Source organism: Kitasatospora sp. NPDC059462 (assembly GCF_042749955.1).
In the GTDB taxonomy this organism is placed as follows: domain Bacteria; phylum Actinomycetota; class Actinomycetes; order Streptomycetales; family Streptomycetaceae; genus Kitasatospora.
Genome location: NZ_JBHYUU010000050.1, coordinates 14,670 through 35,632, shown reverse-complemented (window position 1 = coordinate 35,632; position 20,963 = coordinate 14,670). Strand labels below are relative to the sequence as shown.

The window sequence follows — 20,963 nt, the reverse complement described above, 5'->3', positions numbered from 1 at the left end:
CTGACCAGCGAGACCCACAAGGTTTCCCAGAAGGTGCGCTCGAAGGCAAGTCGCGGCACGGCGATGCTCCTTGGTCCGCCGGGATGATCTTGCAGATCATAGGGACGAACCGGCAACGGCGGAGACGGCGTCGGCGAGGTCGGCCACCTCGGCGAGCAGTGCGGTCGGCGGCTGGTCGAGGTCGAGGGCGTACTGGTGCAGCACGATGCCGCTGCCCCGCACCTGGTGCACGGCGTGCGGGGCGTTTCCCTTGGCGTAGACGAGGTGGCCCTCGCCGAGGCCGAGAGCTGTGCAGTAGGCGAGCATCTGGTACAGGTCGGCCTCGGGAAAGCCGTCGGGCTTCTCGGCCTTGTACTTGGCGTCGACGACCGCGCGCGGGAGGTCGTCTGGACCGTAGAGGACCAGGTCGGGCCGGATCCGGATGGTGTTCGCCTCGTCGAGGTGGTGACGTGCCTGCAGCACGGTACGGCCTCCGGGGTGCCGGGAGGTCAGGGCCTCGCGCAGGGCGACGGTGACGAAGTCTTCGAAGAGGCGGTTCATGTCGAACAGGAAGCAGCTGATGCGCAGGTCACCCGCACGGTGCTCGACGGAGCTGTCGCGCAGCACCGCCCGGGCCAGATGCAGGGCCTGGTGGTAGCGCGCGTTCAGCCGGGTTGCCCGCCAAGCGGGCAGTGGGACGCCGCGCACCAGCGGGGAGACGTCGGCCAGACGGGCCTTGTGGTGCAGCAGGCGGCGGCTCACCAGGGGCGGCACGCCGGGCAAGCGCAGCAGGCGCTCGACGGCGGCGCGCAGGATCTGGTTTTCGGGAGTGTCGGCGGTGAACTCGTCGTAGCGCAGCTCCACGGGGATCGCGGCGCCGAAGCGGCGGCGGATCTGGTCGGCTTCGCGGATGCGGCCGCGGACTACCAGCGCGGTGTCCTCGATGGTGCGGTAGCCCTGGATCAGGCCCTGGCGCAGCGCGCGTTCCACCTGGCGTTCGAAGGCGTGGGCGAGCGCGGGCAGCAGGTCCGCGTACTGCTGCACGTCCACGGTGTCGTTGCGCCAGCCCTTGGAGTCGGTGGCGTAGCCGAGCAGGAACAGCAGCCTGGCGATGGACACCTTCGGCGTGATCTGGACGCTCACCGGGTCGGCGCCGGGGGCGGTAACCGTGACCGCACCGACCTTGCTGCCCGCCCGCAGCAGCCACACCCCCGGTGTGTAGGGGTCGGGTGCGGCATCGACGATCTTGGATGTGGCGAGTGCCTGGCCTATGGCTGTGTCGAGCGTCCACGGGGTGGGCCGGGCGTGCTCGACCAGCTCGACGGTGGTCATCGGGCGGGGGCGCCGACTGTCGGGGCGCCACCGTCGTCGGGGACGTTCCCGGGGCTGCCACCCTGGTCGGGCGACCATTGGAGGTCACCCGGCTGCGCGGCGAAGCGCTCGGCCCCGGCTCGCCGCTCACGGGCGATCGTCGCGCGCAGGGCGCCAAGCCCGTAGCGCTTCTCGATGTCGATGCCCTCGCCGTAATGGTGCTCCTCCAGCAGAGGCAGGATCTTCGTCCGCCAGGTGCGGTCCAGGCCGCCGGTCCGGTAGACGCCCTTCTTCATCAGGTAGGAGGGGCCGATGCGGAAGTCCGGGTCGTCGATGCGGGCGTTGAGGGTGTCGAGCAGGTCCGCCGGCTCGCTGTCCTGCGCGTCCTGAGCGGTGAGCCAGCGGCGCAGCAGGCCTCGGGTGGGCTCTATCCGCGGGGAGAGCTCGACGAAGGCGAAGCGGCGGCGCATCGCGGCGTCCACCAGGGCGATGGAGCGGTCGGCGGTGTTCATGGTGCCGATGACGAACAGGTTCGACGGCAGGGCGAAGTTGTCGCCCGAGTAGGTGAGCCGCACGGACTTGTTGCGGTACTCCAGCAGGAAGTACAGCTCGCCGAAGACCTTGGCCAGGTTGGCGCGGTTGATCTCGTCGATGATCAGAAAGTGCGGGATGTGCTGGTTGCCCTCGCGCGAGGCCAGGTCCGCGAGTTCCCGCAGTGGTCCGGCGGTCAGCCGGAACGCAACCTCGCGGGTCTCGCGGTCCTCCTGGGGGCGGAAGCCCTCGAAGAAGTCCTCGTAGGCGTAGGAGGGGTGGAACTGCACGAGCTTGACCTGCTCGGGGCCGCCGCCGAGGAACTCGGCGAGCTTGAGGGCCAGGAAGGTCTTGCCGGTGCCGGGCGGCCCGTAGAGGATCAGCTGCCGCTCGTCCCACAGCAGGTCCCGCAGCTCCCCTAGCCAGGCGGCGTCGTGCACCAGCAGGTCATCGGCCAATTCCTTGGTGAGATCGGGCAGTTCCAGCTCGCGACGGGCGGTCACGATGGGGAGTTCGACGCTGGGGTCCACGTCGGCTGCTTCGGCTTCTGCGGCGAGGTCCTCGTCGGTCAGGCCGAGCCCGTCGATGAGGGCCTGTACGGACGTCAGCTCGACCACGTCGTGCTGTGCCGACAGCTTCTGCTGCAATCCTTCCGGCAGTTCGTCGTAGGGGTGGCCGTCCGGCTGCCACTCCACCGGTCGGCGCAGGTTCGACCTCCCGTCCTCCGAGGCGACCTGCTCGGCCGAGCCGGTGATCTCTCCGACGTACAGCTCGTTGTCGGAGATGGTGCACACGGTGTCGCCCGGCTTCATCCGCGACAGGAACGCGTGGAACTCGTCGGCGAGTTCGAGCCGCTGGTTGTAGGTCGCGGTCGACTCGTAGTCCTCCTCGACCATCGACCGCAGTTCGTGTTTGCTCGCACCCTGCTTCACGCCGGACCGCAGCCGCGCGGCCGACAGGCTCACCCTTCCCTCCGGGAGCCAGAGGCGACGGACGACATCCACGCCCGACACCTTGGACCCGCGGACCAACCAGGCCCGGTTGGGGCCCGCCCAGACACCCGGCATGAAATCGGACAGCGGCGCCCCGTCCGCGGTCTTCCACTCGGCCCACCCGTTGGCGCTGCGCCCCACCAGGATCTCGGCGGCGGCGGACGGCGAGCCGCACTCGACGTCGCGCACCACCTCCAGCGTCCCGGCCCAGCGGCCCGAGTCGGTGATCGCACCCTCCGCGATCAGTGCCTCGCGGAAGCGGAACGAGGACGGCATCCGGATCGGGAACGACGGCACCACCTCGGCCCGCGCCGGAGAACCCGCAAGCACCACGAACTTCTGACTGCCGTTGCTGCCGCGGTCCGCCAGCAGCCGCCCACGGGCGACGTGCGTGCCACCGGGCAGGCTCAGCAGGAACTCGGGGTACGCGGTGCTGTCCACGACGGCTCCTCGAACGATGGGGTACAGGGGGAACGGAGCTTCAGAGTCGATGCGATGTCAGTTATGGCTCTGCAGGAACGGGCTGGGGGCGCCGTGCCATGAGATCGACAGTGCGTCGCGGGCGCGGGTAGCGGCGACGAAGAGCAGATTGCGACTCTGTTTGAGTTCGCGCTCGTAGCGCTTGGGGTCGGTGTGGAGGTACTTCTCGATCAGGGCCGTGCGCGGCAGGATGCCGTCGCTCGCGCCGATGATGGCGAGCTTCTGGTACTCCAGGCCCTTGAAGCGGTGCATGGTGCCGATGTGCACCTCACCGCCGCCCTGGGGGCCGTCCTTGGTGAGGGTCGCGGTGGTGATGCCGTGCTTGAGTGCGAGGTCGGAGGCGACGCGGCCGGCCATGTCGCCGTCCGCGACGCAGACGGCCATGGTGCCGTGGGGATCGCGGACGGTACCGTCCTCGGCCGGTTGGGTGACCTCCTGGCGCCAGAGCTTCAGCCTGGCGGCGAGCTTGGTGATCTCGTCGTCCCAGTCCGTGCAGGCGATGAACTCCGGCGCCGGGCCACGGAGCAGGGAGTGGTAGCCGTTGAGGTTGTCGGTGCCGTCGTCGAGGTCGTCGTAGGTCGCGTCGCCGACGACCTTGGCGGCCTGGTTGAGGATCTCCTGCGTGGTGCGGTAGCTGAGGGTCAGTTTGGAGGAGCTACCTCGGATGTTGATCCCGACGGTGGAGAGGGTGACCTGGCGGTCGTAGATCCGCTGGTGGGTGTCGCCGGCGATGAACAGGTCGTTCGAGCCGGGGGCCGCCATCGCGCGCAGCATCTTCCAGTGGGCGGCGCTGAGGTCCTGTGCCTCGTCGACGACGATGTGCTGGTAGCGGTGGCGCAGGTAGCGGATGGCGGAGCTGTTGTCGTCGAGGTGTTTCAGGTCGCCGCCGCCGATCGCGGCCCTCTGCTCCGCGCGGTCCTTGATCTTGCGTGCGCGCTCCATCTCGTAGCGCGCGGCGCGCTCCGCGGACTGCGCCCAGGTCTCGCGCTTCATGCCGTTCAGGCGCAGCGTGAACTGTTCCAGCACCTGCCAGACGCTTGCGCGTTCGGGGCGGGTGAGGGAGCGGCCCATGCCGGCGCGCCGGGCTTTGAAGTAGTCCTGCCGGGTGGCGAGCGACTGGCCGAGGATCACCTGCTCCCACTCGTCGAAGAGGAAGTCGGCGTCCCAGCGCCGCTCCGCGTCGTATTCGAACAGGACTTCGCCGAGGATGTCCTTCGCCTGGGCGTCGCCGATGAGTGAACGCTGTGCGCCGGCGGCGCTGTTCTCGTTGAGGACGCTCTGGGCCAGGACGTCGATGTGCTTGATGTCCACCCGGGCGAGCAGGTCGGGGGTGATCAGGGAGCTGAGCCGGGAGCGCAGGTCGGCGGTGAGGTTCTTGGTGTAAGTGGTGAGCAGGATCGGCTTGTCCCGGCCGGGCGGGAGCTGGGCGGCGAGCCTGGCGGTGCGGTGCAGGGCCACGATGGTCTTGCCGGTTCCGGGTCCGCCGCTGACCCGGGCCGAACCCTTGTGGTTCCGCTCGACGATCTTGCGCTGGGTGGGGTGGAGGTAGACCTTCCATGCCCGGAAATCGCCCTCTGCGAGCACGTCGCGCAGGTCGTCGTCGACGGTGGTGACAGCGGTGCGGGTGAGGGCAGCACCCATGTCGTCCTCGAAACCGGGTTCGAGGACGGTGGCGGCGGGCTGGGTGATCTCCTCCTCGACCTCGTCGACGCTCATGCCGGCACCGAGACCGGTGAGCACTTCGGCGGTGAGGCGCGGTGCGCCGGCGACGAGTTGGTCGAGTTCGTCGTCGGTGGTGACCTGGAGGGCCACCTCGATCAGGGCTTCCGCGACGCCGAGGCGGCGGAGGTCGTCAGCGGTGCAGGCAGTGAGGAGCGGCGGCGCGGAGGGTTCGACGGCAGGCACGGCGGCGGGAGCGGCGGCGGCAGGCTCTTCCGGGCGGGCCGCGTCGGCCGTGTCGGGGGTGAGCTGGATGCCTGCCCGCTTGAGCACGCTCTGACCGACGACGCCGAGGTCGACGAACTCGATCTCGCCGGTGATCCGGTTGATGGCGACGCTGAGTTCTTCGTAGACGTGCTTGCGGTGCCGCACCGCGACGACGAGCCACTGCTCGACGCCGTCCGGGCCCACACCGGCGGGGGCGAGGAGCGCTCGGTACGAGGGGTCGATCCTGGCACGGAAGATGCGGCGGTCGCCCTTGAGCGGTTTGAGGTCGAGTTTCGGGTGCGCCGGGTCGTTCCGGAACAGGTGGCAGAAGTCGTAGAACTTCGTCTTGACCGACGAGTCCATCTTGTAGAGCTCGTTCTCGGCCTTCTGGTAGAGGCTCAGGCGTGCGGTCATCGTGTGGCACTCGGTTCGTGGGAGTCGGAAGCGGCGTCGGGCCGGCCGGCGGCCTCGGGAAGAGCGGCGAGCAGGTCGTCGAGGAGGCCGAGCCATTCGTCGGCCGAGCGGACGGTGAAGCCCGCGTCGTGGTACGCCTGCCAGGTCTTGCGGTTCTCCTCGTCCTCGCTGTCGTACGGCTCTGCCATCACGGCGATCCGCACGCCTGGGCCGGCCCAGGCAAGGTCGGCGAGCCAACCGCGGTCGCCGAGCTCGTAGCCGTACACCGGCGCCTGCTTGCCGTGGTCGGCCAGAGCGTGGGCGAGGCGAGCGAGCGGGGAGTCGGGGGCGTCCTCGTCCAGGTATCCGAGGATCTCCCGGTCCCACAGCAGGTCCCGCAGGGCAGCCTCCAGCGGGGTGTGGTTCGGCAGCGCCAGCGCTGCGGGCTGCGGGACCGGCCGCTCGCCCTCGCCGTACTGGGCGACCAGGGACTCGAGTTCGCCGATCCCGCCGAACGCCTTGAGCGTGCCGAGGTCGAACCCTTCCGCCGTGGCGGTGGTGAGCTGGATGCCGTCGCCGCCGTCGTGGGCGAGGAACTGCAGCAGGTTGGACCACTGGAGCCAGGCCCGCCACCGGGCCTTGTGCTCCACCGTGTCGAGGCGGTCCGTCTCCGTGTCGTCGAGACACACCAGCGCCGTCCAGGGGCCGGTGAGGCCGTCGAACAGGAACGCGATGGGCAGTCCGGACTGGTCGCAGCTCTGGAACAAGTTGAGCGTCCCGATTCCTGTCACGGTAACCGGGTCGATGCCATCGCCGTGGCTCCAGGCTTCGAGGAGCGTCCCGAGTGTTCGACGCGTCTGCTCCGCGGAGCCGCCGGCGACGAGCGGCACCTGGCGGTCCTGCAGCAGTCCGCCCACCACGGCCGCAGCCCGTCGGCCCCAGGCGGCGTCGTCGGGGCTGCGCAGGTACGCGAGGAGCTGGCTCATCGGGTCGAGGAAAGCCGTGGAGTCCAGGTCCTCCGCGCCGTGCTCGGCGTGCAGCTGCCTGGCCAGCCCCCGAGCGCTGTGCGAGTAGGGCGGCCACACCGACTCGGCCGACTCGCGGTCTGCCGAGCTGACACCCATCCGCTTTTCGAACGCGACCAGGTCGTCCCAGGTGAGCTGGAAGACCGCCCGTCCCTTCGCCCGCAGCCGGTTCCGCTTGTCAGCGTCCCCGGCGAGCCGGTTGTGGCGGCGGGAGGCGTGGAAGCGGCGGCCGTCGAGGTACACGGTCACCTTCCGCTTCGGGCCTTCGGTGCGTTCGAAGGTGAAGTCGGTGCGGGTGAAGCCCTCGCCGCGCTGCGCCGTGAGCCGCCAGCCGTGGACGGCGGCCGAGTCCTTGAGCCGGAGGTAGCCGCTGTTGTCGCCGCTCTCGTCGAGCGAAGCGTCACTGTCCTGCTGCTCGGCCCATGCCCGTAGCACGGTGAGGAAGCGTGCCTCGAGGTCGGACTCGACCTGTCCGTCCAGACCGATCTGGTCGGTGTTCCCGATGTCCTCCGTGGCCCAGGCATCGGTGCCCCGGCCGAGGAGGTCGTCGAGGATGTCCAGCGCCGCCTGCCGGGACACCGCGTCGATGTGCCGCTCGTCGGCGTAGCGGTAGAGGCAGCGGTGGCAGGCAGGCCGGTTCTCCTGAACGCACGGGCATTCGACGAGCAGGGTCCGCGCGTCCTCCAGGACCTGCCGGAAGGCGGCCGGTTTGGTGAGCCGGTCGAGATAGCCGGTGCCGTGCGGGAGCCGGTCGTACAGGACGAGGAAGTTGCGCGTCTCCTCCGTGTCGCGGTCGGGCATGACGGCCAGGCAGGAGTCCAGGTGCTGCGGGTCGCCACCGAAAGCGCGGTCGACACCGAGCCGGAGCGCGGCCTGGAAGGAGTACACCTTCTCCTCGACCAGGACGGTCGCCGCGGGAAGCAGGACTCGCAGTGCCTCGGTCTCCAGCTGGTGGGCCAGCAGCACCTGTTCCTGCGGCACCTGGGCGGCACCGCGCCGGTGCGGGCACCAGGGCGCGTGGTGCTTCAGGGCGCGCTGGCGGTTGGCCGAGGCGTCGACGGCATCGCGGTCGTCGTCGAACACCGGCTGCCCGTCGGCACTCGCCGCGCCGCACCCGGTGCACACCTGGAAGGGGGCGATGCGCACCGGCTTGCCGGCGAGCTGGTCGCCGTCCTGGGCACCGATCCTCAGCGGCCCGACGTTGACCCGGCGGATCACGGCACGCCGGGTGTAGTCGACGCCGAACACCTCCTTGGTGTGCCGCCACGAGGTCTCGGCCACGAAGTCGCCGGGGGCGATGTCGACGATGTCGACGACGGTGTAGAAGCGTCGGTCACGGTCGTCGCTCTCGTCGCCGATCCGGGCGTCCTCGCGCTTGGCGCGGGCGGTGACGGTGGTCGGTTGGACGACCTGCCACAGGCTGCCGGAGTCGGCGATGCCGGTGTCCGCGCAGCGCGGGCAGGGCGAGATGTCCTGCTGGGCGTTGTCCGTGCGGACGTAGCCGCAGGAGGGACAGAAGCGCCAGTGGCGCCAGTCCTGTTCCTGGCCGGCGATGATGTCGATGCCGGTGATGCGGTGTTTGTAGCCCTCCGCGTAGAAGGTGTTGCCGGGGGCGAGTTCGGCGACGGCGAAGGACCGGGGCCGGTCGTAGTTGTACGGCTTCGACTTGTACTGGTCCTGCCCGGTGGCGGTCTTCCCCTCCGGCCAGTAGAGCGTGGCGGACAGGGTGGTGACCGAGTCGATGAGCGCGTAGTTCGGGAGCAGCCCGAGGTCGCACAGGACGCTCTGGGCGGGCTGGCGCAGCCGGGCTCCGCCCTTCTTCGACAGCGCCCGCGCCTCGGCTTCCAACTCGGCCTTGGTCCGGGCCTGTTCCTCGTCGCCGTCCTTCAGTTCGTCGATGGCGGACCGGATGGTGCGGATGCGGTCGCGCAGCTTCTGGCTCTCGCGCTCCCAGGTGCGTTCCGCCCGCTCGACCGCGCTGCGCAGGCGGCGCTTCGCGTACTTGGTCAGCTCCGCCTGCGCGTTCTCGTTCACCCCCTTCGGGAAGAGGGCGAGGAACCCGCGGACCAGTTCATCGCCGCGGGCGAGGGCGGCGGCGGCGAAGTCCTCCAGATAGCCGGACGGGCCGAACAGCTCGTCGACCCTGCGCGGCAGCGCGGCCAGCGGCCTGCCGTCCTCTCGCAGGAGCCGACCGCGGGCCGCCAGGTCGAGCAGGTGGGCGGTGTACTGGCGGCGCAGGATCTCGACGGCCGACAGGTACGAGCCGGGTGGCACGATCTGTCCGTCGATCATGTCGCGCGGCCGGTCGAGGAAGTACAGGTCCCGGCGCTTGCGGTCCGGGATGGTGAGCAGGAACGCGTTGCCGGTCCGGCGGCCCGCCCGGCCGGCCTGCTGGGTGTAGTTGGCGGGACGGCGCGGGAGTGCGCCGAGCACGACGGCCGACAGGTCGCCGATGTCGATGCCCATCTCCAGCGTCGGGGTGCAGGACAGCACGTTGGGGTCGTTGAAGCCCTCCCCCTTGCGGAACGCCTCCTCGACGCGTTCACGCTTGGCCCGGGACAGCAGACCGGTATGCTCGGCGGTGATCACCTGGAAGGTGCCGGCCCGCCGGTACAGGCCGCGGTAGTAGTCGTCGCGGTAGTCGCGGTCGCGGTCGTGCCGGTCGACGCTCTCCTGCCAGCGGTCGCCGGCGACGAGGCGCCCTGAACTGCAGCGGTACGCCGGACACGGCTGGTCGTGGTACTGGCTCAGCAGCGACGGGTGCACGGTCTGCTCCCAGAAGCACCTGGGGCAGCGCACGTACGCGCTGTTGACCTGCTCGTCGGAGAGCAGCCGGAGCCGCACGGCCCCGGGTTGGAGCCCGTAGATCCGGGCCGCCGAGTCACCTGGGGTGCGGACGGCGAGCAGCCCGGCGTCCGTGAGCCGGGGCAGCAGGCGGAGCCAGAACTCGTCGGCCTGCTCGCGAGTCAGGCCGAGGCAGCGCTGCGCCCACGTCTCGTACCAGGAAAGCCGTCCGGCCGCGACGTCGAACTCGCTGTTGGGCTTCGGCTTGGCGAGCAGGAAGACCGGGGCGGCGACCCCCTTCGGGAACGCCTTCATTCCGGGCGGGCGGCCGCCCCAGATGAAGAACCGGCTGGTCCCCGCCTCGTCGAGGTACTTCGCCAGCCAGCGGTGGCCGATCGCACCGCGGGTGCGCAGCCGGTCGAGGAAGCCCCGCAGGAAGGCGAGGTGGCGGGCGTCGTCCTGCTCGGCGAGGGTGAGGCTGCGGTTCGTCGTCTCCTCGTAGGCGGTGCGGACCAGTCCGATCGCCGCTTGCTCGTCCGGGATGTCGGCGAACGCCGCAGCGGTACGGGTGAGTTCGAGGGTGCGGCCGTTGCGGGAGCGGTGGCCGAACTCCATGGCCGCCTCGAAGGCGAACCGCTCGCCGATCAGGTCCCAGGTCCGCCTGTCACCGCCCCGGCCGGCACCCGACAGCAGCCGGGCCACGCCCGTGACGTCGTGCAGGTCCGGCGGGACGACGGCGGCCAGGGTCTTCCGGTCGGTGGTGGCCGCCACCACGTCCGCCACCAGGTCGTTCAGAGCGATGGACCGGTCCTCGCTCAGGTGCTTGGTGAACAGCGCACGCAGTGAGAACGTGTAGGAGCGGGAGGCGACGAAACCGGCCCGGTGCGCGGCGTCCTGCACCGAGTCGTTGAACATCAGCGTCTTCGTCTCGTGCTGCTGCTCGTCCATCTCCCCGCCGGTGAACAGCTGGGTGACGGAGGCGGCGGCGAGTGCGGCCGCACCGGTGCCGAGGAAGCGGATCGCGTTGTGGGTGCCGCACGCCGGGCACCAGTCGTCCTGCGCCGCCCGCTCGGCCCGCTCGCCCAACTGGACGAGGACGAAGGCCGCGTCCGCGCCCCGCGGTTGGGGGGCGCCCTCTGCGGTGTAGTCGTCGACCGGGTCCGGCAGCCGGAGTCGGCGGTCGGGGCCGTCCAGCACCATCAGCACGCCCGCGCCGCCGGTGGTCAGCGAGCGCTGCGCCGCCCGGTCCATCACGGCGCGGCCGCTGCCTTCCATGGCCTCCTTGTCGGTGGCCGCGATCAGCGCGCGGACCTTCGCCTTGTCGGCGGTCACCGAGGCACGCCGGATCTTGTGGGACTCGAAGCTCAACTCCTCGGCGTCCGACTCGGGCGCAAGCGCCGACCAGCCGGAGCGACCGCACTCGCGGCAGTACACCGCCGGCAGGAACAGCCGGGTCTCCCGGGGGCCGGTGGTGTCCGGCGTCGTCCGCGACTGGGCCTGCGCCCCGGCCGCGTCCCATGCGAACGACGCCTGCGGCCACGGCTGCACACCGCGCAGCACCCGCGTCACCGACCGCGCCCACTGGTGCACCTCCACCTGCACCAGCGGACGACTCACCCCGGCGGGCGCGTCAGGATCGCGGGCGACGGACAGCAGAGCGACGAACCGCGCCAACGCGAGAGCGGCCGCCTCCGGTCGGGTGGTGACCGCCTCGTCCCAACCGGCGGCCCCCTCGCGCCGCATGACATCCAGGACTTCGTCGTAGCTGCGCACCGTGCCGTCGAACGCCGACAGCACGGCGTAGGTGAGCCGGTGCCGCCGGAGCACCGCGCCCAGCTCCCGGGCGCCGGGCAGGTCGGCCGTGTCGATCCGGCGGCCGGTGACGGCCTCGACGAGCGAGGCGAAGGCGGCCGGCCCGGAGGCGGGATCGGGGAGGGTGGTCAGCTCCTCGGGCGTGGGCACCCGGCCGGGCAGGAACTTCGGGTGCGAGGCAGTCTCGTCGAGCATGAACTCGTCGACCGTGAGCCGGTCCTCGCCGACGATCGCGTCCTCGGTGAACGCGGTGCCGAAGACGTGCGCGGCGACGTCGAGGAGTTGGCGCACCCCGTCGGAGTCGGTCCCGGACGCGAGGGTGGCGGAGGTGGCGACCGGCGTGATCGTGCCCAGCGGCCGGCCGTCCTGCGTGGCCCCCACCGCGGCGGCGAGACGGCGCAGCAGCATCGCCACGTCAGTGCCCTGTGCACCGTCGTAGGTGTGGAACTCGTCCACCACCACGTAGCGGATGTCGTTGCCCTCCCACAGCGGCCCATCCGCGGAACGCTGCAGCAGCAGGTCGAGCATCTTGTAGTTGGTGATCAGGATGTCCGGTGGGGACAGCTGCATGTCCTGCCGGCGGGTGTAGACGTGGTCGTAGTGCGTCGCCGCCTTGTCGCCGATGTACAGGCCCGCCCGGACGCCCCTGAGCGCTTCCTGATGATCGGTCAGCAAATCGTTGATGCGCCCCGCCTGGTCGGTGGCGAGGGCGTTCATCGGGTACAGGAAGACCGCCTTGACGCCGGTCCTTCCGGCGGCGCGCTCGCGGGCGCAGTGGTCGAGCACCGGGTAGAGGAAGGACTCCGTCTTGCCGGAACCGGTGCCGGTGGTCACCAGGGTGGGGAGCGGAGTGTGGCCGTTCTTCGTGGTCAGCCGGGCGAACGCACGGGCCTGGTGCGCGTACGGGGACCAGCCGTCGGCGCGACGCCAGTCCAGGTGCTGCTGCCAACCGTCCTCGGCGCGAGTGAACGGCGTGCGCAGGCGCAGGTACGGGCCGCGGAACATGCCCGTGGTCTCGTCACCGAGGAAGGTGTGCAGGGCCTTGCGGGCCCCCTCGTCGGCCAGCCCGTAGGTGGTGGAGAGGTACTGGAGCAGGCTCTCCTTGAGTCCCTGCGCTTCGAGAGTGGGCCTCACGGCTTCGGGACCTCCATCGTGGTCGGGTTCCACAGACCCTTGGCCACGGCGTCGTTCAGGCGAGCGGCAAAGTGGGCGTGGGCCTCGCGAATCTCGCGCTCGCGATCGGCCTTGTAGAAGGGCGCGGCGTAGCCGTCGGGAACGAGGTTCGCCTCGGGGTCCTCCTGGTAGGCCTCGAACTGCTGCCGGTGCTCCCGGGTCTGGCCAAAACCATAGGTCTTGGGATGAGTGGCGATCTTGCGTTCGTTGGCGTCGAACCAGGTCGCACGGTCGAAGTCCTGCATGATCGGGAACCGGGCCCGATACATAGCAGCGAGCGTGTCAGCGTCAATGCCGAGCCAGACGGCAACGAGCGCGTCGATCTCGACCAGAGCAGCCCGGCGCGCATACTCGGTACGGAGCGGGGTGTCCCGCTGCCAGGAGGGGGTTACGGTGTGCAGCTCGGTCTTCATGCCGGGCCACTCGATCGCCCAGGGCTCGTAGCCGGGCCACTTGGGGTCGTAGAGCTCTTCCCAAAGGTCGGCGTAGGCGGTGGTCAGAGCGTTCAGGCGGAGGGTACGGAGGAGGAGGGCGGAGGCTAGAGGGTGACCGGGCTGGGGGGCTGGGAATTGGGAGACCTGGGCGACGTCAAAGTTGGTCGTGCCGGACGTCCTCAGCAGGTAGTCGGCGGGCAGAGCTGCAAAGAAACCACCCGTCAGGGAGGTCTCCAAAGGAGTTCGCAGACGCATCGTCCGCAAGCCGTGTACGTGTGTAGCGCCGGGTGGCAACAGGGCAGCGTAGAGTGCACGTTCGGTATCTGATGCAATCATCTGACGCCAGGCAACACGATATTCTCGGCTGTACGGCCTTCCCGCCTTGTCCCGCAGGCACGCCTCGATCTCCGCGGCCTTTACCTCGCCCAGTCCCACCTTTCGGCTCTCCGAGACCGCCAACCGTGCCGCCGCCCGCTCCTCCTCCGAAGCGAGCAAATCCTCGTAGCGGTCCCAATCGGTCCAGCGGTCCTGCTCTCCCCGGAAGACCTCGATCGGGGCCACGCGCCGGTACTCCGACTCCGGTACCGCGTCGTCCGCGAGTGCCTGCGGATTGAGGCCGCGCGTCTCGCCGCCGCCCTGGCTCGGCTGCTTGAACATCGGGTTGGCGACCCCGAGCTGCGGGCCCTTGAGGATGACGTCCTCCCAGGACGCCGCGTGGTAGTCCTCCTGGCCGTCGACGCCGGTGTTGTAGTCGATGAGCCGCACGTTCTTGCCGGGGCCGAACTTCGCCTTCTTGGCTCCGCTTTCGTGGTAGCCCGGAGTGATATCCGGCGCCATCGCACCGAGCCGCAACGGGTACAGGCCCAGTGCGTCGATCGCCGGGTCTTCGGCGGTACTCACCGGCGTGAGCAGGCGGGTGTGCTCCAGCGGCCCTGTGTCACCGGCGAGGCGCTGCCAGCGTCGCAGAGTGTCCGGGGTGACGCGGATGACACGCTTGGGGTGCGGGCGCTCGTCCCAGTCGCCCCGGTACTTCACGCCGGGATCTTCATCGTCCTTCTCGACAATCGTGGCGGCCGACATCCGCAGGGCGTCAGCCGTGAACAGCCAGGACAGCGAGTCGAAGGCGGTCTCCCCCGCGCTCCCGTAGACGTGGACGCCGAAGTCCGTCGAATGGCCCACCGGTGGCGGGAAAAACCGGTTGCTCGCGTTGACGAAGTGGCCGTGCACCCTCAGCCGCGCATAGGCGCCAGCCCGCAACCTCGCCTCCTTGTCGCCGGAGAAGTGCGTATCCGAATGCACCATCCCCGCCATACCACCGGTGCCTGTGTGGTCCCACACCTCACACATGAATGCTCGGTACAGGTCGGGCTGGCTCCCCGCAACCAGCGGATACACGGGCCCGGCTGCCAGATAGGACGCCATCGTCGCGGTGTTCGTGACCTCGCGCAGCAGGTGTTCCTGCACGTGCCGCTGTCCGAGTTCGACATCCCGCCGACGGGTCTTCTCCTCGGCCTTCGGCTTCTCCGTCAGCATGAACCACGGCTCGAACTCCGCGAGGACTGAGTCCTCCTTCCACTGGGGCCGCACCCACGGCGGGTTGCCGACCTGGAGGTCGAACCCTCCTGACCGTCCCGCGAAGACCCCGGCGTACTCCAACTCCCAGTGCAGGAATCCTTGTTCCGCAGCAATGTCGCGGACGGTCCGCATCCACGGGTACCGCGTCTCGACGGCTCGGCGGGCATCGTCCATGCCCATCTCCGCCTCAATTAGCTTCTCCAGGTCCTTCAGCTTGGCCAGCGAGTCGACGGACTCGGCGAAGGTCCCCTTCGGCACCGCGCCGGTGCCGACCATGGACTCCAGGAACGCGAGCCAGTCGTCCAAATCGGCGAGCGGAATGACGTCCCGGCGGCGTGCCGGTCCGCTCGTCACCTTCCGGGCGGGCGGCGCGACCTTCTTGATCACCCTTCGCTCGACAAGCTCGCCCTCGTCCTCTCCCTCGCCGAAGGCCAGCTGGTCTCCCGGCATGGCGAACAGCAGCCCGTGCTCCACCACCACGGGCTTGGCCTCGACAGACGGTGCGGCGGCCCCGACGACCGGCGCTACCCCGGACGCCAGCAGCGCGTCCAGCGCGACGACCGGCGCGGAGGCGTACTCGGGGTCCGAGCCGTCCAGCAGACCGACCTTGTCCAATGGCCAGAACCAGAGCGCGCACCAGGCGTCCATGACCTGCTTGAGCCGCCAGTAGGGCGAGCCCTCCGCCTCGAACAGGTCCTTGAACACCTGCTCCTTGGTCAGCGGCAGCGCACCAGCCGCGTTCTCCTTGTCCCGGCGCAGGAAGGCGTACTCCTCGGCGTCCTCCGGCCGGTCCGCGCCCCAGACGTCTATCGTCCGGGCGATCTCTTGCTCGCTGAGTTCCAGCCGCTTCGCGACCAGCCCCCACAGGTACTCCACCCGCTCCGCAACGGCCTGGAGACGGGCCAGCTGGCTACTCTTGCCCCCAGTCGTCTTCGGCTTGGTCCCGACCGCCTTCCGCCACGCCTTCAGCGCGCCGAGCTGTTCACCGGCAAGGTACTCGACCAGCTTCTTCGCGTCCCCACCGGCGTCCGCGACCGCGCCCCACCCGGGCGAGGGCAGCAGGAACTGGTGCACCGCGCCCGCCGGCAGCGGCTGCTCGGCGCCGGTCTCGGCCGACCGGAACGGCAACTTGTCCGGCGTGTGCGCGGCAGGCGTCCGTTCCTGCTTGAGATGATCGGCCGAATACACCCAACGACGCGCTCCAATGAGGGAGTTACCGCGCCGCAGGTGCAGGCCGAACCAGGGTGCGCGCATTCCGGGGTGCATGGTGTTGAGCCACAGCGACACCTCCGCCAGCTCGACGCCTGTCGCGTTGAGGTCGACGCCGTACGCGTTGTGCAACGCGATGTACGCCTTGACTTTCTGCTTCGCCTCCAGCGCCTGCGAGGTGTCGAGAGTGAGGCCCAACTCCTCCTGGCGGCGCTTCAGGTAGGCCTCGGCGACCTGGTTGATCGCCTCGTTGAGGAACGCGCCGGAGCCGAGGGCGGGCTCGCAGATGGTGTAGCAGAGCAGCTCGCTCGCCCGGGTCTTGACGACCTCGCCATCCTCGTCACGCTGCTGGTCGAGCCGGTGCTTGAGCGCCAGTTCGACGGTGACCTTGGTCAGCGACTCGGGCGTGTAGTAGGACGCCGAGGTCTCCCGGTCGCGCCCGGCGAGCCGGTAGACGAAGGTGCCGGGGTCGTACTTCTTCGGGCCGCGGAGTCCGTGCTGCTCGGCGTCCTGCGCGGAGTAGACGACGTGCGTGTTCGCGGGATAGTCGCTCAGCCTGTCGGCGGGGACGAGCCAGGAGCCCTTCTCCGGGTCACCGTGCTGCTGGGTACCGGTCTTGGCACCAGGCTTGGCGACCTCGGCCAGCTGGCGCTCTTCGTCGATGACGCCGGTGTACGACATCAGGCCCTCGTAGACGGCACCGAGTTGGTTGATGCCGAGGTTGCGGTAGGAGATGAAGCCGCCCTGCCGGCCCTTTGTGCTCGCCTCTTTCATGGTGAGCAGGCGCAGCACCTCGTGCAGGGCGGCGTTGCGCAGTCGGAGGTCGAGCCACTTGGGACATTCGTCCGCTCCGCCGTCGCCTTCGCTGCGCGGGTCGCGGACGTTCCGACCGATCAGGGTAATGGCCTTGGGATCAAAGAGTTCGCTGCGCAGCGGCTCGAAGCGCAGGCCGCGCTGCTCGCTGCGTTCGGCGACGGCCTTGTGGTCGTCGGGCTCGGTGCCGTGCGGGCGGTGGCCGTAGTTGACCTTGTTGAACAGGACGTCGAGCGACGAGTAGAGGTGGAAGCCGTTCTTGCTCTCCTCGTCGACCAGCTTCCGGTCGCGGGAGACGAGTTCGCGCAACCTGGCCACCGAGTAGCCGGCCTCGTAGGTGGAGTCGTCGGCGGGCAGGATGCCCAGCTCGGGGCGGGCTTCGGCGTACAGCAGGAAGAGGATGCGGTAGAGGTAGCGCAGTGATTCGCGGGTCAGCTGCTTGGCGAACGGGCCGTGCCGTTCGGGGTCTTCGATCTGCCGCGGGGTGATCTTGTGCTGCTTGAGCCGGGCCAGCACCTCGTTGGCGATGATCTCGACCGAGCGCTGGAGTCCCTTGCGCAGTTCGGAGTTGACGCCGACGGCGTTGTCGCGGGACGCCTTGAGCAGGTCGTCCATCCGGCGGCCCTTGCCGTCGGGGCGGGGCGCGAGCATGTCGTGCGAGAACAGGGCTGCGAGGAGGGCGAGTTCGCCGGTCTTCTTGGTGTCGTTGCGCAGCAGGGCCGCGTCCACATTCGCCGCGAGATAGCGGCCTTCGGACCAGGTGGTGCGGTCGGCGAGGACGATCACGCCGCCGCAGAGCAGCAGCACGAAGCGCGGGGGCTCGCCACCAGGCTCGTCCAGTTCGCTCTGGAACAGCCAACCGGCGAGTTTCTCGCCCGTCCTGATCAGGCCCTCGTGGGTCTTGAAGGGGTGCAGCAGGCGGCCCGCCGCCTCGGGGTCGAGGGCGTCGTCGAGGTTGCCGGTCCACCCGCAGTCGAGGGCGACGATGCCGTCGCCGTGCCAGGCGACGGGGAGTTCGTACGCGCGGCCGGCGTTGTGCAGCGTCAGCGCGGTGTCGGACTTGCGGTAGCCGAGCGCGGTGAGCAGGTCGGTGTGCCAGGAGGTGAGCCGTTCACTCCACTGCTCGTCCCGGTCGTCGTGCGCGGCGAGGGCCGGGCGGACCCGGCCCGCGTACTCGCCGTGCAGCCGCAGGACGCTCTCGCGCGGTGTGGGTTGCGAGTCGTGTTCGTCGGTCTCGCGGTAGGTCCACAGCGTGAACAGGCCCTCGTCGTCCGCGGACTTCTTCTTGAGGGTGTTCTCCAGTTCCTCGCTGAAGTAGTGGGCGGAGAGGTACTCGCCGCGGTTGGCGAAGGAGTCGAAGGTGTAGCTCATCGGGTGGATTCCTCGGCACGGAGGGCAGTGGTTGCGGGCGCAGCGGAGTACAGGGGTTCGAGCACGGCCAGGACCCGGAGCATCGGATCGCCGGAGGTGCGCAGGCGCCGGACCAGCGCGCGGCGGTCGGCGGCGGTGTCCTGCACCTCTTCGCGGCGCTGTCGGCTTCCGGCCGCGATCAGCGCGCCCTGCTCCCAGACCTGCACCCGGTCCTCGTACGGGGCGAGGTAGCCGTCGATCTGTCGGTCGTACTCGGCGCGTCGGGCCCGCAGGTGGGACTCGGCCGCGTCGACGGCGGCCGGCACCAGGGCCTGCAGGCCGTCCTCGTCGAGGATCCGGTCGCGCCCGGGCATGTTCGGTCCGACACCGCAGGCGGCGAGGAAGGCCGAGTCCATCCGCCACACCCGCGGGTCGGCGTCCGCGAGACCGGTGACAGCCATCCACTCGACCACGGTCGGCTTGCCGGCTGCGTTGGAGTACACGCCCTGCACGAGGTAGACCGGGCCGTCCAGCGCGGCCGGCAGCTCGGGGTGGATGCGCGCGGCTTTCGCGGCGTCGGGCCGGTGGGCGAGCACGAACGCCTCGTCGTACTTGAGTGCCGCCAGGACCTTGTCCGTCAGCCAGTCGAGGACCGGGTGGATGTCGGAGACGTAGGAGACGTTCGGCCACTGCGACGCGGTCTGCTCGGTCTTCCCCCGCTTGGCGTCGCGGGCGGCCTCCAAGCGCTCCGCCGCGTACTTCCGGTCGAAGGTGATGCTCAGTTTGCCGTCGTACTTGGAGGTGGTGAGGATCTTCTCCTGGTCGAGGTAGGAGGCGGGCAGTTCGCGGAACCGGTACTGGAGGTCGTCCGGTGGCGTGAACTCGATCCGCCCCCGCTCCGTGACAGGCTTCCAGCCCAGGGCGCCGCGCTCGGCCTGCGGGTAGACCAGGTCCATCGCGGCGTGGAAGTACGCCTCGGTGTCGGCGTACAGGTACGGCACGTCCGCCTTCACGACCGGGGGCAGGCCCGTACCGACCGGCGCGGCCGACGGGTCGGCGATCCGCGCGTGCACGTTCGCCAGCAGGCCGGCCAGCACGCCGCCCGCTTCCTGCCGGGACTGCTGGAGGGAACGATCGACCGTGCTGCCCTTGATCAGGTCGCGGGTGAGTCGGTCGTCCTCCTTCTTGGCGTCGTACAGGCCGGTGACGGCCTCGGCACAGCCTTCCCCGGACTCGATCCCGTGTGCCTGCTCCTCGCGGCGCAGCAGCCGGACACCGACCAGTCGGTCGTCGAGGGTGAGTTGTTCACCGGTCACCTCGTCGCGCCGCCAGGGAACGTCGGCGGTCAGGGTGATCGCGCGGAACTCGGGGCTGACGGCCTGACCGTAGCGGTCGATGCGGCCGTTGCGCTGCTCGATCCGGATGAGCGACCAGGGCAGGTCGTAGTGGATGAGGTCGTGGCACTGGTGGTGCAGGTTGACGCCTTCGGAGGCGATGTCACCGGTGAACAGCAGCCGCACCGGCTCGTCGCGGCGGCCGAAGCGGTCAACGATCTCCCGCTGCTGGTCGTCGTTGCTGGTGTCACCGTGCATGACCTCGACCGCTCCGCCGTACGCCTTCCACGGGCGGGTGCGCTCGGCCAGAGCGGGCTTGGCCTTGAAGCCCAACCGTTCCGGGACCACCTGCGCGAGCCACTCCAGGGTGGCGGTCCGCTCCGAGAAGACGACGACCCGGCGTTCGGAGCGCGGGCCGACGCCGAGGTCCTGGAGCGTGGTCACCAGCGCGTCCAGCTTGGCGGAGTCCTTGTCCTCGAACTCGGCCACGAGCGCTTCGAGTTCGCCCAGGGCCCGGAGCTCCGCGGCGAAGCCCTCGCGGTCCTCGGGCGCTGCGGTGGCGCGCCGCGGGTCCTCCAGGTAGGTGCGGCGGTTGGCGAGCGTCTTGCGCAGCGCGACGTGGGAGGAGAGGAACGCCTTGAGGAAGCCGTACGCGACCATCGCATCGGCGCACACCGAGGATCGGGCGGCATCGCCGGGTGTCCAATCGGCCGCCAGCTTCTCCAGCACGGCCACCTCCTTGGACGTGGCCGGGGCGGGGACCGGCCGGGACTCACCGCGTTCCGCCCACGGCTTGTCCTTCAAGCCGTCGCGCACTTCGCGGTCGGTCTTGGTGCGGCGGATGTAGAGGTGGCTCAGGTCCTCGACCTTGTAGTTCTTGGTGTCGGCGATCGCCGCGGGGTCGAGCATCCCGATCAGCTCGGCGAAGGACTCGGCCTCGCCGTTGTGCGGGGTCGCCGAAGCCAGGATCAGCGCGTCGGTGCGCTTGGCGAGGAGCTTGGCGAGGGTGTTGTTCCGAGTGCCCTTGTTGACGAGGTTGTGCGACTCGTCGATGACCACCGCGTCCCAGCGGGTGTTCTCCAGATGGTGCGCGTAGGTGGCCGACTTGAGCGTGTCGACGGAGACGATCACCCGCTTGAAGTGGGCGAACGGGTTGCGTCCGGCGGGGATCTCCTGCTGGATGCGCTGGATCCCGGTGGAGTCCAAGCGCACCAGCGGCAGCGAGAACCGGGTCCACAGCTCGCGCTGGAACTGCTCCAGGACGTGGGCAGGTGTGACGACGAGGATGCGCTCGCCGCGGCCCCGGCGGATCAGCTCGGCCAGGATGATGCCGATTTCCAGTGTCTTGCCGAGACCGACCACGTCGGCGATCAGCAGCCGCGGCTGCGGGTTGCGCATGGACAGCGCCAGCTCGGCCGGACGCAGCTGGTGCTCCTGCCGGTCCATCAGGAACGAGTCGGCCAGAGCGAGTCCGTGCTCGGTCTGCGGGAGCGCGGTCTTGCGGATCACCGCCTCGAGGTAGAGACGTGCCTTGGCGTGCTTGGACGTCTCGTCCGGGACGAGAATGGTCTTCCTCGGATCGAGCACCTCGATCTGGTCGAGGCTCTCGTAGAAGACGGCGTCCGTGCCGCGGACGAACGCGGACACGCCACTGACCTCGACCATCAGTCCGTCCCGGCTCTCGGCGACGGACTTGACCAGCCACTGCTCGTCCCGGACGCGGACCTGCGCGCCGGGGGCGAACGCCGGCTTCGTGCCCGCCGGGAAATCCGAATCCGCGGCGGTGCCCGCAGCAGGATCGTCGGGCAGTGGCGCCGTGGTCAACGTGGTGCTCCTCGATGA

6 protein-coding genes are annotated in these 20,963 nt (G+C 69.8%); all 6 read right to left on the bottom strand.

The genetic code is table 11. The features are described 5' to 3' along the window. Nucleotides 1-96: 96 nt before the first annotated feature. From ACFXAM_RS15765 to ACFXAM_RS15740, 6 genes are read right to left on the bottom strand one after another with little or no spacing between them, the layout of a single operon-like run. Entirely contained in the window at nucleotides 97-1,311 is a 1,215-nt protein-coding gene (locus ACFXAM_RS15765) for an McrC family protein (RefSeq protein ID WP_380291438.1), read from the bottom strand. Continuing rightward, nucleotides 1,308-3,254, bottom strand: coding sequence for a DUF4357 domain-containing protein (locus ACFXAM_RS15760; RefSeq protein ID WP_380291436.1), 1,947 nt, complete (start codon nucleotides 3,252-3,254; stop codon nucleotides 1,308-1,310). Before ACFXAM_RS15760 ends, ACFXAM_RS15765 begins: the two co-directional genes overlap by 4 nt. Before the next feature lie 57 nt (nucleotides 3,255-3,311). Continuing rightward, nucleotides 3,312-5,633, bottom strand: coding sequence for a UvrD-helicase domain-containing protein (locus tag ACFXAM_RS15755; RefSeq protein ID WP_380291434.1), 2,322 nt, complete (start codon nucleotides 5,631-5,633; stop codon nucleotides 3,312-3,314). After that, nucleotides 5,630-12,367 carry a DEAD/DEAH box helicase gene (locus tag ACFXAM_RS15750; RefSeq protein WP_380291432.1) on the bottom strand — a complete coding sequence of 2,246 codons (6,738 nt, stop codon included), beginning with the start codon at nucleotides 12,365-12,367 and terminating at the stop codon, nucleotides 5,630-5,632. The genes ACFXAM_RS15755 and ACFXAM_RS15750 overlap by 4 nt, the downstream gene beginning before the upstream one ends. Beyond that, nucleotides 12,364-17,808 (bottom strand): hypothetical protein, encoded by a 5,445-nt coding sequence (locus ACFXAM_RS15745; protein ID WP_380291430.1) that lies wholly within the window; start codon nucleotides 17,806-17,808, stop codon nucleotides 12,364-12,366. The genes ACFXAM_RS15750 and ACFXAM_RS15745 overlap by 4 nt, the downstream gene beginning before the upstream one ends. Beyond that, nucleotides 17,805-20,945, bottom strand: a complete 3,141-nt coding sequence (locus ACFXAM_RS15740) for a DEAD/DEAH box helicase (protein ID WP_380291428.1) — start codon at nucleotides 20,943-20,945, stop codon at nucleotides 17,805-17,807. The genes ACFXAM_RS15745 and ACFXAM_RS15740 overlap by 4 nt, the downstream gene beginning before the upstream one ends. Nucleotides 20,946-20,963: the final 18 nt, after the last annotated feature.